A 17,414-nucleotide genomic window follows, 5' to 3' on the forward strand; every position below is an offset into this window, starting at 1 on the left:
GCGGGGCCCCGCCCGGCGGATGCCGGACGGGGCCCCTGTGTGCACACCTGGAACTGTCGGTCAGAGGCGACGCCCCGGGGCCAGGCGGGTGGGGTCGCCGCCGAGGCGGCCGGCACCCTTGACGGACTCGCCGTCGTTGGCGCGTACGCCCATCTTGCTGGCTGCGCCACCGAGCCGGACGATCATGGCGTCGGCGTCCCGGATCAGCACGTCCCGGATCTCCGCCTCGCCAACCAGTTCGGCGTCGCCGGCCAACGTCCGGAACGCGGTGAGCTGGTTGATCGCCCGTCGGTCGTTGCCTTCCGCCTCCGCCGTACGGGCGTTGGAGAGCCGCTTCGACAACTGGTTGTACGCCTTGTTGCTGAGTCGGCCCGTCGCCTTGAACCGGTCCAGCAGGTTCTGCATGTCCCGGAACGAGGTGGTGACGAAGAAGCGGACCGTGCTGGTGGTGGCGTTGCCCGCCTTGTCGGTCGCCGTGACGGTCAGCTCGTGCAGGCCCAGCGGCAGCTCGTACATCGCCTGGAGGGTGCCGCTGACGTAGGGACGGTCGTCGAGCTGGCCGACCACGGTCGCGATGCCCGAGGTCGGGTCGACCGCCTGCCAGGACACCCGGACGTCCTGGCTGTCACCGTAGAGCTGGCCGTCGGCGATGCCGGAGACCAGCAGGGTCGGCTTGGTGCCGTCGATGCGTACCACCGCCGCCTTCAGCGTCTCGGCGTTGCCGGCGGTGTCGGTGGCCCGGTAGAGCAGCTCGTGGTCGCCGTCGCCACTGATCTCGACCGGCTCGGTATACGGCGTCCAGTCGCCACCGTCCAGCGACCACTCCAGCAGCGCCACCCCGGAACCGGCGTCGGTCGAGGTGAGCACCACCGGGATGGTGCCGTCGTGCCAGCCCTCGTCGTTCGCCGGGGCGAACGTCGCGGTGCTGACCGGCGCGGTGGCGTCGATGCGGACGGTGACCGTCTTCGTCTCCTCCACGTTGCCGGCCTCGTCGACGGAGCGGAACCGCAGCTCGTGCTCGCCGTCCCCGGTCACCGGCACCGGTGCGGTGTAGGCGGTCCACTCGGTGGCGTCGTCGAGCTGGTACTCGGTGCGCGCCACCCCACTGCCACCGTCCTCGTCGGCGGCGGTCAGGGTGACCGTCGCCGGACCGGTGAGCCAACCCTCGACCGGGGTGCCGGACACCTCGGCCGTGGTGACCGGCGCGGTGTCGTCGTCCGGTCCGGTCTCGGTGGAGAACCGGAAGTAGTCGAACGACGCCGACTTCGAGGCGGTCTGGTTGCCACCGAGGGTGAACACGCCCACCTTCGGGGTAGCCCCCACGGCCGCGTTGGTCAGCTCGGTCAGGGCCGTCCAGGTGGTGCCGTCGGCCGAGTACGACCCGGTGAAGGTGTCACCGGTGCGGGCCAGCCGCAGATACCACTCGGCCGAGGTCAGGTTCTCCGCACCCGGCTGTGGATCCTGGATCGTCCCGTCGATCTCGCTGCGCAGCTCGATCCGCCGGGACACCGGCTGGCCGGCCTGGTTGTCCACCACGAAGTCGAACTTCAGGTAGTTGTCGTCGTCGCCGTACACGATCAGACCGGCCTGCTGGTACTGCTCGTCCAACAGACTGCCGTCGATCTTGGTCTCCATCGTCCAGTCGCCGGCCGGCGTGTTCTGAAGGATGAAGTTCGTCGGCCCGGTGTTGTTGGTGCCGTAGATGTCACCGTTGGGCACGTCGATGTGCAACGAGCCACCGCTGACCCGGTAGGCGCTCAGGTCCTCCCGGAGGATCGCGTTCCACCGGCACTTGTCCAGCGAGATGCCGGTGAACTCGTCGGACGGGTCGACCGGGCCGGCCGGCTCGTCCGGAATCACCTGGAACCAGTCGAACGCGGCGTCCACCACGGGCGCGTCGGTGCCGCCGTTGAGGGCGAACAGGCCGATCCGCGGGTTCTCGATGCCCTCCAACGCAGCCGAGCGACCGACCGGGGTGAAGGTCTGACCGTCGGCCGAGAGCGCGGCGGTCAGGCTGGTGCCGTCGCTACTCACCCGCAGGTAGACGGTGTCACCCGCCGGTGCGTCGGTGCTGTCGGCGGCCTCGTTGCGCGGGGTGCCGGCGGTCTCCCGGATGAACTCCACCCGCCGGCTGCCGTTGTAGAGCAGGTCCACCTTGGCGTAGTTCTCGTCGTCGCCGTAGACCAGCAGGCCAGCCTGCTGGTAGTTGGCCGTCACCGGCAGGGTGACCTTTGTGGTCGCCTGCCAGGCTCCCGACGGTGCCGGTTGGAGCACCAGGTTGGTGGCGTCGTTACGGCTGCCGTAGAGGTCACCGGCCCCGGTGGGAAGTCGCAGCGCGCCGTCGGAGACGGACAGGAGCTGGTTCTCCCGCACCACGCTGGTCCACCGGTCGCGGTCGAGCGTGTCACCGTCGAAGTTGTCCGAACGTGCCCCGAGGCACGACGTGTTCGGCGAGTCGACCCGGACCGGGACGGTCGCGTACGACCGGGCACCACGGCTGTCGGTCACCGTCAGGGTGGCGGTGAAGTTGCCGGGTGCGGCGTACGTGTGCTCGGCCTGGAGCGTGTCCGCCGTGCCGCCGTCACCGAAGTCCCACTCGTACGTCAGCGGGGTGTCACCCTCGGGGTCGGTGGCGGTGCCGCCGAACGCGATGGTGACCGGCGCGGTGCCGGTGGCCGGCGTGGCGGTCGCGGTGACCGTCGGCGGCGCGTTGTCGGTGACGCCCTTGCCGACGAAGTCCGCCCAGTTGACGTTGAACAGCGATCCCGCGCCGCCCGCCGGGTCCTGGGCGACGAAGTACAGCGAACCGCTCGCCGCACCGGTCACCGGCGCGGTGACGTCGGTGTAGGTCTGCCAGTCGCCGGTGCCCGGTACGGTCGCCGAGGCGACCACCGGACCGTCGACCGCGCCGGCCCGCACCTCGATCACACCGCCGCTGGTCGCCGAGGCGACCCGGAAGCGGATCTCGTCGATCTCGGTCAGGTCGGCCGGTACGACCGACCACCAGTCGCCGTCCTCGATGGCGCCGATGTTCTGGCCGCCGCCGGCAGAGTCGCCGGTGGTCTCGCGCATCACCCCGGCGTCACCGCCGCCGGTGCCGTCCTCGGTCCGGCCGGTCGCGGTGAAGTACTCGGCCTGCTTGCGCTTGGGCTGGAGAATCTCGATCGCCCGGCCGGTCAGCGGGTCGGCCCCACCGGAGCCGCCCTGGTCGGTGTAGGTCGCCTCGAAGACGGTGAAGACGTTCGCCTCGGCACCGTGCCCGGCGGCGAGCTGGGTCTGCACCGTGCCGGTGCAGCCGGTGTGCTGCTCCAGCGGGTGGGCGTGCTCGTCGTGACCGAGCAGGACCTGGAGCTGGACGTCGTCACAGTCGATCGTCCCGTCCTCCGGGTCGGTCACCGTGATCGTGTACTTGACCTGGTCACCCCAGTCGAAGAAGCCGCCGTTCGGCGGAAACTCGATCTCCACGGTCGGCGCGGTGTTGCCCACCGTGATCGGCACGTTCGCCACCGCCGTACGCCCCTTGGGGTTGGTGACGGTGAGCTGGGCGGTGTAGTTGCCCGGCTCGGCGTACGTGTGGGTGGGGTTGGCCTCGGTGGAGGTGCCACCGTCGCCGAACGTCCAGGCGTAGGTGAGTGCTCCCCCGTCGGGGTCGCGCGATCCGGCGCTGGAGAAGGTCACCTCCAGCGGTGCCTGCCCGGAGGTGGGCTCGGCGGTGGCCACCGCGATCGGTGCCCGGTCACCGGCGATGTAGTCGATCCGGTAGACGCCGGAGTTGTCGTTGTTGCCGCCGAAGCCGCTGCCCCACTCGATCAGGTACATCGCACCGTCCGGACCGAACTCGAAGTCCATCGGGCGGATGAAGGACATCCCGGTGAGCAACTGGTTGATGTCGACCAGTTCGGTGCCGTCGGCGGAGACCTGCATCGTGTACATCTTCGACTGGTTCCACTCGCCGAGCAGCGCCTTGCCGTCGTAGTACGCCGGCCACTTGCGGTTCGAGTCGAGGTCGGCGTCGTACCGGTAGACCGGGCCGCCCATCGGCGCGCCACCGCCACCGATCTCGGGGTAGCGCGGGTCACCGCCGTAGCCGTAGTCGACGGTGGCCGGGATGGCCGGCGGCAGGTTGGTCAGGCCGGTGTTGTTCGGCGAGTTGTTCACCACGGCGGCGCAGTCGAACTTCGGACCGCTCGGGCCGGAGGGGAACTGGTAGTCGTTGTACGCCTCGTTGGTGCCCGTGCAGTACGGCCAGCCGTAGTTGCCCGGTTCGGCGACGATGTTCCACTCCACCAGGCCCTCGGGCCCACGGTTCGGGTTGTCCGACGAGGCGTCCGGGCCGTAGTCGGCGACGTAGAGGGTGTCGGTGGCCGGGTCGATGCCGATCCGGAACGGGTTACGGAAGCCCATCGCGTAGATCTCGGGCCGGGTCTGTGCCGTACCCGGCGGGAAGAGGTTGCCCTCCGGGATGGTGTACGTCCCGTCGTCCTCCGGGTGGATCCGGATCACCTTGCCGCGCAGGTCGTTGGTGTTGCCGGAGGTGCGCTGCGCGTCGTAGTCGGCGCGTCCGGGCCGCTCGTCGATCGGCGTGTACGCGTCCGAGGAGAACGGGTTGGTGTTGTCCCCGGTGGCCAGGTAGAGGTTGCCATCGGAGTCGAACGTCATGGTGCCGCCGGCGTGGCAGCAGGTGTTGCGCTGGGTGTCGACCTGGAGCACGACCTCCTCGGTGGCCGCGTCGATCGAGTCACCGCTCACCGTGAACCGGGAGAGCAGGTTGCGCGCCACCCCGTCGTTCGGGGCGTAGTAGAGGTAGACCCAGTTGTTGGTGGCGAAGTCCGGGTCGAGCCGGATGCCGATCAGGCCGTCCTCGTTGCCGGTGAAGACGTCGAGGTCAATGGCGGTGACCGTGTTGCCGGTGTCCGGCTTGACGATCTGCACCCGGCCGTCGCGTTCGATGTAGAACACCCGGCCGTCGGGGGCGATGTCCAGCTCCATCGGGTTGCTGGTGTTGCTGTCCAGCGTCACCTTCTCGAAACTGGCGGTCAGCGACGCCCCGCAGTCGGCGCCCTGGATCCCGGCCGCGGTGCGGATTCCGCCGAGCAGGTGGGTGCGGAACTCCGGCTCGGCGTACGACTCGTCGGTGTGGCCGCCGCCGGTGTACCAGGCTCGGCCGCCGTCGTAGTCCTGGCACCAGGCGATCGGGTGGTCGTGCCCCATCGCTCCGGAGCCGGGGTTGTAGCTGGTCTCGTCGAGGGTGGCCAGCACGTGCACCGAACCGCGCGGGTTGGTGCGGTAGTTGTACCACTCGTCGAACCGGGACCAGCGTCCCGGCAGGTGGGCGGTGGAGGGGTGAGCCGGGTCCTCCACCTTGACCGTGGCCTGCTGGTTGGCCGGGTGGCTGTTGAAGTACGCCCCCACCAGTTCGCCGTACCAGGACCAGCTGTACTCGGTGTCGGCGGCGGCGTGGATGCCGGCGTAGCCGCCACCGGCCTGGATGTAGCGCTCGAACGCCGCCTGCTGGTCGGCGGTCAGCACGTCTCCGGTGGTGGAGAGCCAGATGACCGCCCGGTACTGAGCGAGGTTCGCGTCGGTGAATGCGGCGCCGTCCTCAGTGGTGTCGACGGTGAAGCCGTGCTCGGCGCCGAGCTCCTGGATGGCGGCGATGCCGGTGGGGATGGAGGCGTGGCGGAAGCCGGCGGTCTTGGAGAAGACCAGCACCGAGAACGTCTCGGCGGCGGCCTCCGGAACCGCCTGGGCGACGGGGGCGGGCGCGGCCTGTGCGGCCGGGGCCGCGAGAAGCATGCTCGCGGCGAGGCCGAGGGAGAGAACGGCGGCGGTCAGGGGTGCGCGGGCACGAGGTGTTCGGGGCACTCCGGTCTCCTTTGTCCTTGCTGGGACAGGGGTCACGGGGTCGGCCCGCCGAAGACCGTCCCTGATGGAGCTGGTCCGGACACCTTGCCGAAGGGGGCCGGGCCAGCATTTATGTCGAGTCGCTGAACAAATTAGTTCCGTTAGAACGATTAATGGCAAGACTTCAATGGATAACGTTTCGGTAAACGCAAGCGACATTCCCGTACAGCCCACTCAAACCGCTACGGGCGCCGGCCCGCACCTCGGGCGGAGGTGCGGGCCGGCAGTTGTGTGTCGGCGAGCCAGGCCGACTACCCGGGAGTGAGCCGGAAGTAGTCGAAGGTGGCCGTCTTCGACGCGGTCTGGTTGGCACCGAGAGTGAACAGGCCCACCCTCGGAGTCGCCCCGACCGCGGTGCTCGTCAACGTTTGCAGGGTCGTCCAACTCGTGCCGTCGGCCGAGTACGCGGCGGTGAAGGTGTTTCCGCTGCGCGCCAGCCGCAGGTGCCAGATGCCCTGGGTCAGGCCGGTCGCCTGGGGCTGCGTACTCTGCACCACTCCGCCGACCTCGCTGCGGAACTCGATCCGTCGCGAGACCGTCTGACCGGCCGCGTTGTCCGTCACGTAGTCGAACTTCAGGTAGTTGTCGTCGTCGGCGTACACCAGCAGACCAGCCTGCTGGTACTGCTCGTTGAACAGGCTGCCGTCGACCCGGGTCTGCATGGTCCAGTTCCCGGCCGGGCTGTTCTGGAGGATGAAGTTCGTCGGCCCGGTGTTGCCGGTGCCGTAGATGTCACCGTTCGGCACGTCGATGCGCAACGCGCCGTCGGTCACCCGGTACCGGGTCGAGTCCTCCCGTACCACGGCGTTCCACCGGCACTTCTCCAGGCCGGTGCCGGTGAACTCGTCCGACGGCGTGACGACGCCCGTGGTGACCTCCGGGGTGATCCGGATCCAGTCGAACTGGGCGTTCACCACCGGCGCGGTGGTGCCGCCGTTGAGGGCGAAGAGACCGATCCGGGGGTTGCTGATCCCGGCCAGCGCGGCGGACCGACCGACCGCGGTGAAGGTCTGCCCGTCCGTCGAGTAGGCGGCGGTCAGGTTCGTCCCGTCGCTGGTCAGTCGCAGATGGATGGTGTCGCCGGTGGGCGCCGCGGTGGAGTCCGTGCTCTCGTTGCGCGGGGTACCGGCGGTTTCCCGGAGGAACTCGACCTTCCGGTTGCCACCGTAGACCAGGTCCAGCTTGGCGTAGTTGTCGTCGTCGCCGTAGAGCAGCAGACCGGCCTGCTGGTAGTCGGCCCGGGCCGCCACGGTGACCCGGGTGGTCGCCTGCCAGGCACCGCTGGGTGCGGGCTGGAGCACCAGGTTGGTGGCGTCGTTGCGGGTGCCGTACAGGTCACCCGCCGCGGTGGGCAGCCGCAGTGAACCGTCGGCGAGGGAGTACGACTCCGTCCCGCGCACCACGCTCGTCCATCGCTGACGATCCAGCGAGCTACCGGTGAACTCGTCGGACCGCTGTGGTCCCGGCTCGGCCTGGCAGGGGTTGCCCGCCCCGTCGACCCGGACCGGCACGCTGGCCTGCCCTCGCGCACCCCGGCTGTCGGTGACCGTCAGGATGGCGGTGTAGCTGCCCGGCGTGGTGTAGGTGTGGGTGGCGTTGAGCGTGTTCGCGGTCGCACCGTCACCGAAGTCCCAGGCGTACGTCAGGGGGGTGTCCCCGTCCGGGTCGGTGGCCGTACCGGTGAAGGTCACCGCCAACGGCCCGGTCCCGCTGGTCGGGGTGGCCGAGGCGGTGACCGTCGGCGGGGCGTTGCCGCTCACCCCGGGTCCGACGAAGTCCATCCAGTTGACGTTGAACAGGGTGCCGGAGCCGCCGTTCGGATCCCGGGCGACGAAGTACAACGCGCCCTCCGCCGCGGCGCCGTTGGGTATCTGCGCGGTGACGTCGGTGTACGTCTGCCACCCTCCGGTGCCGGTCACGGCGGCGGTGGTGATCAGCGGTCCGTTCGCGGCTCCGGCGCGCACCTCGATCCGACCACCGGAGGTGGCCGAGGCGACCCGGAACCGGATCGAGGTGAGGCCGGTCAGGCTGGCCGGACTGACCGACCACCAGTCGCCGTCCTCGATGAATCCGATGTTCTGGCCACCGCCGGCGGTGTCACCGGTGGTCTCCCGCTCCACCCCGGCGGTGCCGCCGCCGGTGGCACCCGCCACCCGTCCGGTGGCGGAGTAGTACTCGGCCTCCTTACGTTTCGGCTGAAGGACCACGAGCGCCCGGCCGGTCTGCGGCTCGGCCCCGTCGGCCCCGCCCTGGTCGGTGTAGGTCGCCTCCAGAACGGTGAAGACGTTCGCCTCCGCCCCGTGGCCGTCGGCGAGCTGGGTCTGCACCGTGCCGGTGCAGCCGGTGTGCCGCTCCAGCGGGTGAGCGTGCTCGTCGTGGCCGAGCAGGACCTGGAGTTCGACCTCGTCGCAGTCGATCGTCCCGTCCTCCGGGTCGGTGACCTTGATGGTGTAGGCGACCTGGTCACCCCAGGCGAAGAAGCCACCGTCCGGGGGGAACTCGATGGTCACGGTCGGTGCCGTGTTGCCGACGGTGATCGGCACGTTGGCCACCGCGCTGCGCCCGGCCGGGTTGGTCACCCGCAGTTGCGCGGTGTAGCTGCCGGACTGGGTGTAGGTGTGGGTCGGGTTGGCCTGGGTGGAGGTGCCGCCGTCGCCGAACGTCCAGGCGTAGGTGAGTGCTCCGCCGTCGGGGTCGCGTGAGCCGGCGCTGGAGAAGGTGACGGCCAGCGGTGGCGCTCCGGAGGTGGGGTTCGCCGAGGCGACCGCGATCGGGGCGCGGGCACCGGCGGTGTAGTCGATGCGGTAGACGCCGGAGTTGTCGTTGTTGCCGCCGAAGCCGCTGCCCCACTCGATCAGGTACAGCGCGCCGTCCGGGCCGAACTCGAAGTCCATCGGCCGGACGAAGGTCATCTGGTCGAGGATCCGGTTGATGTCGACGAGGGACTTACCGTCCCGGGTGACCTGCATGGTGTACATCCGCGACTGGTTCCACTCGCCGAACATGGCCTTGCCGTCGAAGTACGCCGGCCACTGGCGGCGCGACGAGATGGTCGGGTCGAACCGGTAGACCGGGCCGGCCATCGGTGCTCCGCCGCCGCCGATCTCCGGGAAACGGCTGTTGCCGCCGTAGCCGTAGTCGACCGTGGCCGGGATGGCCGCCGGCAGGTTGGTCAGACCTGTGTTGTTGGGGGAGTTGTTCACCGGCGCGGAGCAGTTGAACTTCGCCCCGCTCGGACCGGACGGGAACTGGTAGTCGTTGTACGCCTGGTTGTTGCCGTGGCAGTACGGCCAGCCGAAGTTGCCGGGCCGGTCGACGATGTTCCACTCCACCAGGCCCTCCGGGCCCCGGTTCGCGTTCGTGGTGGTGGCGTCCGGGCCGTAGTCGGCGACGTAGAGCACGTTGGTTACCGGGTCGATGCCGATCCGGAACGGGTTGCGCAGGCCCATCGCGTAGATCTCCGGCCTGGTCCGCGCGGTGCCCGGCGCGAAGAGGTTTCCGGCCGGAATGGTGTACGTGCCGTCGGCCTGCGGCCGGATCCGGAGCACCTTGCCGCGCAGGTCGTTGGTGTTGCCGGCGGTGCGCTGCGAGTCGTAGTCCGCCCGGCCGGAGCGCTCGTCCAACGGGCTGTAGCCACCGGACTCGAAGGGGTTGGTGTTGTCCCCGGTGGCCAGGTACAGGTTGCCGGCCGAGTCGAAGGTCATCGTCCCGCCCATGTGGCAGCAGGTGTTGCGCTGCGTGGGCACCTCCAGCACGACCCGCTCGCTGGACGGGTTGATCGTGTCACCGGTGACGGTGAACCGGGACAAGTTGTTGCGGGAACCGCCCGCGCTGGGGGCGTAGTAGAGCCAGACCCACCCGTTGCTGGCGAAGTTGGGGTCGAGGCGGATGCCCAGCAGGCCGTCCTCGTTGCCGGCGAAGACGCTCAGCCGCAGCGCGGTGACGGTCTGGCCGGTGTCCGGCTTGATGATCTGCACGCGACCGTCGCGCTCGATGTAGAACACCCGGCCGTCGGGTGCGATGTCCAACTCCATCGGGTTGCTGGTGTTGCTGTCCAGCGTCACCTTCTCGAAGCTGGCGGCCCGGCCGGCGCCGCAGTCGGCGTGCACCACCCCGGCCGCGGTCTGGATGCCACCGAGCAGGTGTTGCCGGAACTCGGCGTTGGTGAAGGACTCCTGGGTGTGCCCGCCACCGGTGTACCAGGACCGGCCACCGTCGAAGTTCTGGCACCAGGCGATCGGGTGGTCCTGCCCCATCGCCCCGCTGCCCGGGCTGTAGCTGCGCTCGTCGAGCGAGGCCAGCACCTGCACCTGACGGGTGCGGGGGTTGGTGCGGAAGTTGTACCACTCGTCGAACCGGGACCACCGCTCCGGCAGGTGCCGGGTCGACTCGTGGGTGGTGTCCTCGACCTTCACCGTGGCCGTCTGGTTGGCCGGGTGGCTGTTGAAGTAGGCACCGACCAGTTGGCCGTACCAGGCCCAGTCGTACTCGGTGTCGGACGCGGCGTGCACGCCGACGTATCCGCCACCGGCGCGGATGTAGCGCTCGAAGGCCGCCTGCTGGCTGCTGTTGAGTACGTCGCCGGTGGTGGACAACCAGATGACCGCCTTGAACCTGGCGAGGTTGGTGTCGGTGAAGGCGGCGCTGTCCTCGGTGGTGGTGACGGTGAACCCGTTCGCCGTGCCGAGTTGCTGGATTGCGGTGATGCCGGCCGGAATCGAGTCGTGCCGGAATCCGGCGGTCTTTGAAAAGACCAGGACGGAGTACGGCTCCGCCGCGGCCACCGGCGCGGCAGCCTGGGCGGCGGCCGGGCCGGCGATCGGGGCCGGTGCGGCGGCCAGGATGAGTACGAAGGCGAGTAGCGCCACGGTCACTGCGGCGAGCGGAGCTCGCCGCCGACTGGGTCGGGGCACGAGGATCTCCTCTGTCCGTGGGACGGTTCGGAGTGGACGGCGGTGGTCACTCCCGTCGGTCCGACCGCCCATACCTGACGAGCGAGGTCTGGGTGCCGACTCAGCCGATCCGATCACTCAATTTGCCGTAGTGAATCTAGTTTCGAGCAAGGTGGAGCCTTGTAACGTTTTGGTAACGGGGTCATTTTCTATTGGTGTGAGTCGCTGTATATCGGGGCCTTCTTCCGGCCGCGGTGCTGCCGCGAGTCCGTTCCGTAGGCCGTGGCGAGTCGGCATGACCGGGTGGCCCGCGCCGCCGCCGGCGGCGCGGGACGGGCTTGGCGGAGCCGGCGAAACGACGTACGGTGACACCCAACGAACCCACGGGAGCCCGGTGTACCGGGCTGAGAGGGGGGCTGTGAGCCCCCGACCGTCGAACCTGATCCGGGTAATGCCGGCGCAGGGAGGAGTGTTGCCGTGCCGTCCCTGGGACGACTGCATCTGATCACCGACACCCGACCCGGGCGGGATCCGCTCGCCGTGCTCCGCGCCGTGCTCCCGGTGGCCCACACCGAGCTGGTGGTGCAGGTCCGGGTCGAGGACACCGCGACCGACCGGCAGGCGTACGAGCTGACCCGACAGGTGCTTGCCCTCTGCGCCCCGTACCAGGTGCCCTGCCTGGTCAACGACCGGCTGCACGTGGCACTGGCGACCGACGCCGCCGGTGGTCACGTCGGCGCCGACGATCTGCCCGTGGCGGCGGCCCGGAAGGTGCTCGGCCCGGCCGCCGTGCTCGGTGCCACCGCCCGGGAACCGGCGAGCGCGCTCGCGGCGGTCACCGCCGGAGCCAGCTATCTGGGCGTGGGCCCGTGCCGCGTCACCGCCACCAAGGACGGGCTGCCGCCGCCGATCGGCGTGACCGGTGTCCGGGCGGTGGTCGAGGCGGTCGACGTGCCGGTGATCGCCATCGGCGGGGTGACGGCGGCGGATGTGCCCGAGTTGCGGGCCACCGGCGCGTACGGGGTGGCGGTGGTCGGTGCGCTCTCCGGAGCCACCGATCCCGCCCGTGCCGCCGCCGAGCTGGTTCGGGCGCTGACGTGTTGACCGGGCGCCCCGCCACCACCGGTCCGGTGCCGCAGCGCCGGCCCGATGTGGCCGTCGTGGGCGGCGGGCCGATCGGGTGGGCGGTCGCCTGGCGGTGCGCGGTGCGCGGGTTGCGGGTGGTCGTGCACGATCCGGCGCCCGGGTCGGGTGCCTCCCACGTGGCCGCCGGGATGCTGGCGCCGGTCGCCGAGGCGTACTTCGGCGAGCGGGAACTGACCGGCCTGCTCACCGAGTCGGCCGGGCGTTGGCCCGGGTTCGCCGCCGAACTGACCGAGGCGACCGGCACCGACATCGGCTACCGCACCGAGGGCACCCTGATGGTCGGGCTGACCGCCGACGACCTCGCCGAGGCACGTCGGCTCTGGGCGTACCAGCAGGGGCTGGGGTTGCCGGTGACCCCGCTGCGCCCGTCCCAGCTACGCGAGCGCGAGCCGGCGCTGGCGCCCCGGGTGCGCGGCGGCGCGCTCGCCGCCACCGACCACCAGGTCGACCCGCGCCGGCTGGTGCCGGCGCTGCGGCTGGCGGCGGAGCGGGCGGGCGCGGTGCTGGTCGCCGAGCCGGTGCGGCGGCTGTCCGACGTCACCGCCGGCGTGACGGTGGTCGCCGCCGGCTGCGGCGTCGCGGCCCTGACCGGCCTGCCGGTCCGTCCGGTGAAGGGACAGGTGCTGCGGTTGCGTGCGCCGGACGGCGGGCCGCCAGGCTTCCGGCACGTGATCCGGGGGTACGCCGACGGCGAGCACGTCTATCTGGTGCCGCGGGACAGCGGCGAGGTGGTCGTCGGCGCGACCGTCGAGGAGCGCTCCGACCTGGACGTCTGCGCCGGAGCGGTGCTGCGGCTGCTGCGGGCCGCCGTCGACCTGCTGCCCGAGATCGCCGAGTACGACCTGGTGGAGACGCTGGCGGGGCTGCGCCCCGGCACGCCGGACAACGCCCCGATCCTGGGGCCGTTGCCGGGGCATCCGGACGTGCTGGTGGCCGCCGGTCACCACCGGCACGGAATCGTGCTCACCCCGGTCACCGCGGACCTGATCACCGAGCTGATCACCGGCGACGGCAGCCCGCACACCCTGCTCGCGCCCTTCCGACCGGACCGGTTCGCCGACGCGTCGGGCGTCGTGGGCGCGGCGAGCACCTTTTCGCATCCGACGGAGGACGACTCGTGGAACTGACGGTGAACGGTGCCGGCCGCAGTCTGCCGGACGGGTTGACGGTGGCCGACCTGGTCCGCGACGTCACCGGCCAGCAGCGCGGCGTGGCGGTGGCGGTCAACGGTGAGGTGGTGCCGCGTACCGGCTGGCCGGCGACGGTGCTGCGCGGCGGTGACCGGGTCGAGGTGCTCAGCGCCGCCCAGGGCGGGTGAGCCGGATGGACGACGAGTCGACCGGCTTCGAGCTGGGCGGGGTGCGGTTCACCTCCCGGCTGATCCTCGGTACCGGCGGGGCGGCCAACCTGCACGTGCTGGAGCAGGCGATCCGGGCGTCCGGCACCGAGCTGGTCACCCTGGCGTTGCGTCGGGTCGAGACGGTGCCCGGCGGTTCCGGCGGTCTGCTGGACCTGCTCGACCGGTGCGGCGTCCGCCTGCTGCCCAACACGGCCGGCTGCTACACGGCGGGCGAGGCGGTGAAGGTGGCCCGGCTGGCCCGGGACGCGTTCGAGACCGACTGGGTCAAGCTGGAGGTGATCGGCGACGAGCGGACGCTGCTGCCCGACGGGGTGGAACTGCTGCGCGCCGCCGAGGAACTGGTCGACGACGGGTTCACCGTGCTGCCGTACACCTCCGACGACCCGGTGCTGGCGCGGCGGCTGGCCGACGTCGGTTGCGCGGCGGTGATGCCGGCCGGTGCGCCGATCGGATCCGGCCTGGGGATCAACAATCCGCACCACATCCGGCTCATCCGGCAGGACGTCAACGTGCCGGTCATCCTGGACGCGGGCATCGGCACCGCCTCCGACGCGGCGTTGGCCATGGAGCTGGGCTGCGACGCGGTGCTGCTGGCCAGCGCGGTGACCCGGGCCGCCGACCCGGTGGCGATGGCCACCGCGATGCGGTACGCGATCGCCGCCGGCCACCTCGCCCACGGCGCCGGCCGCATCCCCCACCGCTTCCACGCCCTCCCCTCCACCCCCGACGAAGGCCGCCCCGACCTGTGACCGCGCGGACTGATCTCGTCGATCTTGGCCGGGGAGCGCCCCGCCAGGGGCCGGTTGGTACCAAGATCCAAGTGCCCTCGGGGGTCGTGCTGCTGACGGATCGGCGGGTGGCGCGGGGAGGGCTCGTCCCGGTGGTGGCGGCGGCCGTGGCCGGGGGAGTGCGGTGGGTGGTGCTGCGGGAGAAGGATCTGCCGCGCGTCGAACGCCTCGTCCTCGCCGCCGAGCTGCGATCGATCCTCACCGAGGCGGGCGGAACCCTTGTCGTCGGCGGCCCCGACCCGCTGCTGGACGGCGATCCGGGCCGCACTCCGATCGCCCTCCACCTGCCGGCGGCCGGCCCCTACCCACCGCCCCCCGCCGACCTGGTCGGCCGCTCCTGTCACGACGTCGCGGAGCTGCGTCGACTCACCACGGAGGACTACGTCACCCTCTCGCCGGTCTTTCCCACCCGGACCAAGCCGGGCTACGGACCGCCCCTGCTTCCCGCAGGGCTGGCCGAGCTGATCCGGCGGAGCCCGGTGCCGGCGCTGGCCCTCGGCGGCATCGAGACCCCCGCCCAGGTACGTGCCTGCGTCCAGGCCGGCGCCTCCGGCGTAGCCGTCCTCGGCACCATCATGCGCGCCCAGGACCCACAACAGACCGCCGCCACCCTCACCGCCGCTTTCCACGACGTCACCGCCCCGACTCCCAAGCCGCCGACCCGGCACGTGCCGGCGGGGAATGGCCACGACGGGGCGGCGGCCGACCGTGCCCACGCAGGGATCAAGCCTGACCACCCGGAGTGGGCACGGTCGGCCGCAGCCCTCAACCGCAACCCCAGAGCAACAACCCCCGACCAGAAGGAACTGCCGTGACCCCCACCACCGTGCTGACCGTCGCCGGTTCCGACTCCGGTGGCGGCGCCGGCATCCAGGCCGACCTGAAGGTCTTCGCCGCGCTCGGCGCGTACGGCACGAGTGTGCTGACGGCGGTCACCGCGCAGAACACCCGGGGCGTGGACGCGGTGCTGCCGCTGCCCCCGCACCTGGTCACCGACCAGCTCGACAGTGTGCTGTCGGACTTCGCGGTGCGGGCGGTCAAGACGGGGATGCTGGGCACCCCGGCCGTGGCGGCCGCCATCGCCGATGCGGCGGCGGCCGGCCGGCTGCCGCAGCTGGTCGTCGACCCGGTCCTGGTGGCCACCAGCGGTCACCGGCTCGGCGTGGTGGAGGCGGTGGAGCGGTTGCTGCCGTACGCCCGGGTGGCCACACCGAACAGCGCGGAGGCCGCCGCGCTCACCGGGACGGCGGTGACCGACGTGGCGGAGATGACCGCGGCGGCGCGGGCCCTGGCTGCCGGTGGACCGGAATGGGTGGTCGTCACCGGCGGCGACGTGGACGCCGGTGCGGAGGCGGTGGACGTGCTGCACGGCCCGGAGGGGACGACGGTGCTGCGTGCCCCGCGTGTGCCGACCCGGCACACCCACGGCACCGGTTGCTCGTTCTCGGCGGCCGTGACGGTGCGGCTGGCGCTGGGCGACCCGGTGCCGGCGGCGGTCGAGGCCGCCAAGGAGTACGTGACCCGGGCGCTGACCGGCGCGCGGGACTGGGAGCTGGGCGCGGGCCGTGGGCCGATGGACCACTTCGGCTGGTCCGCCTGAACAGGGAGGCTGTCATGCAGACACGTCGCAAGGTGTACGTCGAGGGATCACGGCCGGACATCCGGGTGCCGTTCGCGGAGGTGGAGCTGACCGGGGACAACCCACCGGTACGGCTCTACGACACCTCGGGTCCGGGCTCTGATCCGGAGGTCGGACTAGCGCCGTTGCGGGGACCGTGGATCGCCGAGCGGGCCGACGTGGCGCCGGTACGCGGCGGCGGAACCCCACTGGCCGGCTCGGACGGCAAACGGCCCACGCAGCTCGCGTACGCCCGCGCCGGTGTCGTCACGCCGGAGATGGAGTTCGTGGCGATCCGGGAGGGGATGGCGCCGGAGTTCGTCCGGGACGAGATCGCGGCCGGCCGGGCCGTGCTGCCGCTGAACATCAACCATCCGGAATGCGAGCCGGCGATCATCGGCAAGGCGTTCCTGGTCAAGGTCAACGCGAACATCGGCACCTCGGCGGTGACCTCGTCGGTGGCCGAGGAGGTGGAGAAGCTCACCTGGGCCACCCGATGGGGCGCGGACACCGTGATGGACCTGTCCACCGGCAAGCGGATCCACGAGACCCGCGAGGCGATCGTGCGCAACTCCCCGGTGCCGATCGGGACGGTGCCGATCTACCAGGCGCTGGAGAAGGTCGGCGGTGATCCGGTGAAGCTGAGCTGGGAGGTGTTCCGGGACACCGTGATCGAGCAGGCCGAGCAGGGTGTGGACTACATGACGGTGCACGCCGGGGTGCTGCTGCCGTACGTCCCGCTGGCGGTGGACCGGGTCACCGGCATCGTGTCGCGGGGCGGTTCGATCATGGCGGCCTGGTGCCTGGCGCATCACGAGGAGAACTTCCTCTACACCAACTTCCGGGAGCTGTGCGAGATCCTGGCCCGCTACGACGTGACCTTCTCCCTCGGTGACGGTCTGCGGCCCGGCTCGATCGCGGACGCCAACGACGAGGCACAGTTCGCGGAGCTGCGTACCCTCGGCGAGCTGACGAAGGTCGCCTGGGAGTACGACGTGCAGGTGATGATCGAGGGGCCCGGGCACGTGCCGATGCACAAGATCAAGGAAAACGTCGACCTTCAGCAGGAGTGGTGCCACCAGGCGCCGTTCTACACGCTCGGTCCGCTGACCACCGACATCGCGCCCGCGTACGACCACATCACCTCGGCAATCGGAGCCGCGATGATCGGCATGTTCGGCACCGCGATGCTGTGTTACGTCACGCCCAAGGAGCACCTCGGACTGCCCGACCGGGACGACGTGAAGGCCGGGGTGATCGCGTACAAGATCGCGGCGCACGCGGCCGACCTGGCGAAGGGACATCCGGGTGCGCAGGCCTGGGACGACGCGCTGTCGAAGGCGCGGTTCGAGTTCCGCTGGGAGGACCAGTTCAACCTCTCGCTGGACCCGGAGACCGCGCGGTCGTACCACGACGCGACGCTGCCCGCCGAGCCGGCGAAGACGGCGCACTTCTGCTCGATGTGCGGGCCGAAGTTCTGCTCCATGAAGATCACGCAGGACCTGAAGGAGTACGCCGCCCGCGGCATGCAGGACAAGTCCGACGAGTTCGTCGCCTCCGGCGGACGGGTCTACCTGCCGCTGGCCTGACCGGTCGGGATGGGTGAGACCTGAGTGCCTCATGTCCGGGTGACGTGATCACGTCACCTGGACACGAGGCGCCGCACTCCTACCGTCCCCGGCAGTCACCGACGGTGAAGTCCGGAC

Annotated in this window: 8 protein-coding genes, 1 pseudogene and 1 riboswitch; of the genes and pseudogenes, 7 read left to right on the forward strand and 2 right to left on the reverse strand. The window is 70.9% G+C overall.

Annotation, left to right across the window (positions count from 1 at the left end; all coding sequences use genetic code 11):
• Positions 1–60: 60 nt before the first annotated feature.
• Positions 61–5,865 carry a ThuA domain-containing protein gene (locus O3597_RS00850; RefSeq protein ID WP_281603005.1) on the reverse strand — a complete coding sequence of 1,935 codons (5,805 nt, stop codon included), beginning with the start codon at positions 5,863–5,865 and terminating at the stop codon, positions 61–63.
• A 290-nt stretch (positions 5,866–6,155) separates the two neighbouring features.
• Entirely contained in the window at positions 6,156–10,817 is a 4,662-nt protein-coding gene (locus O3597_RS00855; protein ID WP_281603006.1) for a ThuA domain-containing protein, read from the reverse strand.
• Positions 10,818–11,169: 352 nt separating this feature from the next.
• A riboswitch (TPP riboswitch) is annotated at positions 11,170–11,279 on the forward strand.
• Between O3597_RS00855 and thiE the strand changes: the two genes are divergently transcribed.
• From thiE to thiC, 7 genes and pseudogenes are all read left to right on the forward strand, one after another.
• The gene (gene thiE / locus O3597_RS00860) at positions 11,274–11,900 is read left to right on the forward strand and encodes a thiamine phosphate synthase (RefSeq protein ID WP_281603007.1); all 627 of its coding nucleotides are present in this window, start codon (positions 11,274–11,276) and stop codon (positions 11,898–11,900) included. Its footprint overlaps the riboswitch before it by 6 nt.
• The gene (thiO, locus tag O3597_RS00865; RefSeq protein ID WP_281603008.1) at positions 11,894–13,069 is read left to right on the forward strand and encodes a glycine oxidase ThiO; all 1,176 of its coding nucleotides are present in this window, start codon (positions 11,894–11,896) and stop codon (positions 13,067–13,069) included. The genes thiE and thiO overlap by 7 nt, the downstream gene beginning before the upstream one ends.
• A complete protein-coding gene (gene thiS, locus O3597_RS00870; RefSeq protein WP_099849631.1) occupies positions 13,060–13,260 on the forward strand; it encodes a sulfur carrier protein ThiS in 201 nt (66 codons plus the stop codon). Before thiO ends, thiS begins: the two co-directional genes overlap by 10 nt.
• Positions 13,261–13,265: 5 nt before the next feature.
• On the forward strand, positions 13,266–14,051 hold the full coding sequence (locus O3597_RS00875) for a thiazole synthase (protein WP_164447867.1): 786 nt from the start codon (positions 13,266–13,268) through the stop codon (positions 14,049–14,051).
• Between the two features lie 65 nt (positions 14,052–14,116).
• Positions 14,117–14,716 (forward strand): annotated as a pseudogene (locus O3597_RS00880) (thiamine phosphate synthase); the annotation flags it as partial.
• Positions 14,717–14,901: 185 nt separating this feature from the next.
• Positions 14,902–15,690 carry a bifunctional hydroxymethylpyrimidine kinase/phosphomethylpyrimidine kinase gene (gene thiD, locus O3597_RS00885; protein WP_281603009.1) on the forward strand — a complete coding sequence of 263 codons (789 nt, stop codon included), beginning with the start codon at positions 14,902–14,904 and terminating at the stop codon, positions 15,688–15,690.
• A 14-nt stretch (positions 15,691–15,704) separates the two neighbouring features.
• Complete coding sequence (gene thiC / locus O3597_RS00890; protein ID WP_281603010.1) at positions 15,705–17,297, forward strand: phosphomethylpyrimidine synthase ThiC; 1,593 nt, start codon at positions 15,705–15,707, stop codon at positions 17,295–17,297.
• Positions 17,298–17,414: the final 117 nt, after the last annotated feature.

The sequence above is a fragment of the Verrucosispora sp. WMMA2044 genome (assembly GCF_027497155.1).
GTDB lineage: Bacteria > Actinomycetota > Actinomycetes > Mycobacteriales > Micromonosporaceae > Micromonospora > Micromonospora palythoicola.

What these genes read in the sequence shown, in the direction of transcription:
- O3597_RS00875 (WP_164447867.1), top strand. Translation starts at nt 13,266, where the DNA reads ATGGACGACGAGTCGACCGGCTTCGAGCTGGGCGGGGTGCGGTTCACC.
- thiC (WP_281603010.1), top strand. Translation starts at nt 15,705, where the DNA reads ATGCAGACACGTCGCAAGGTGTACGTCGAGGGATCACGGCCGGACATC.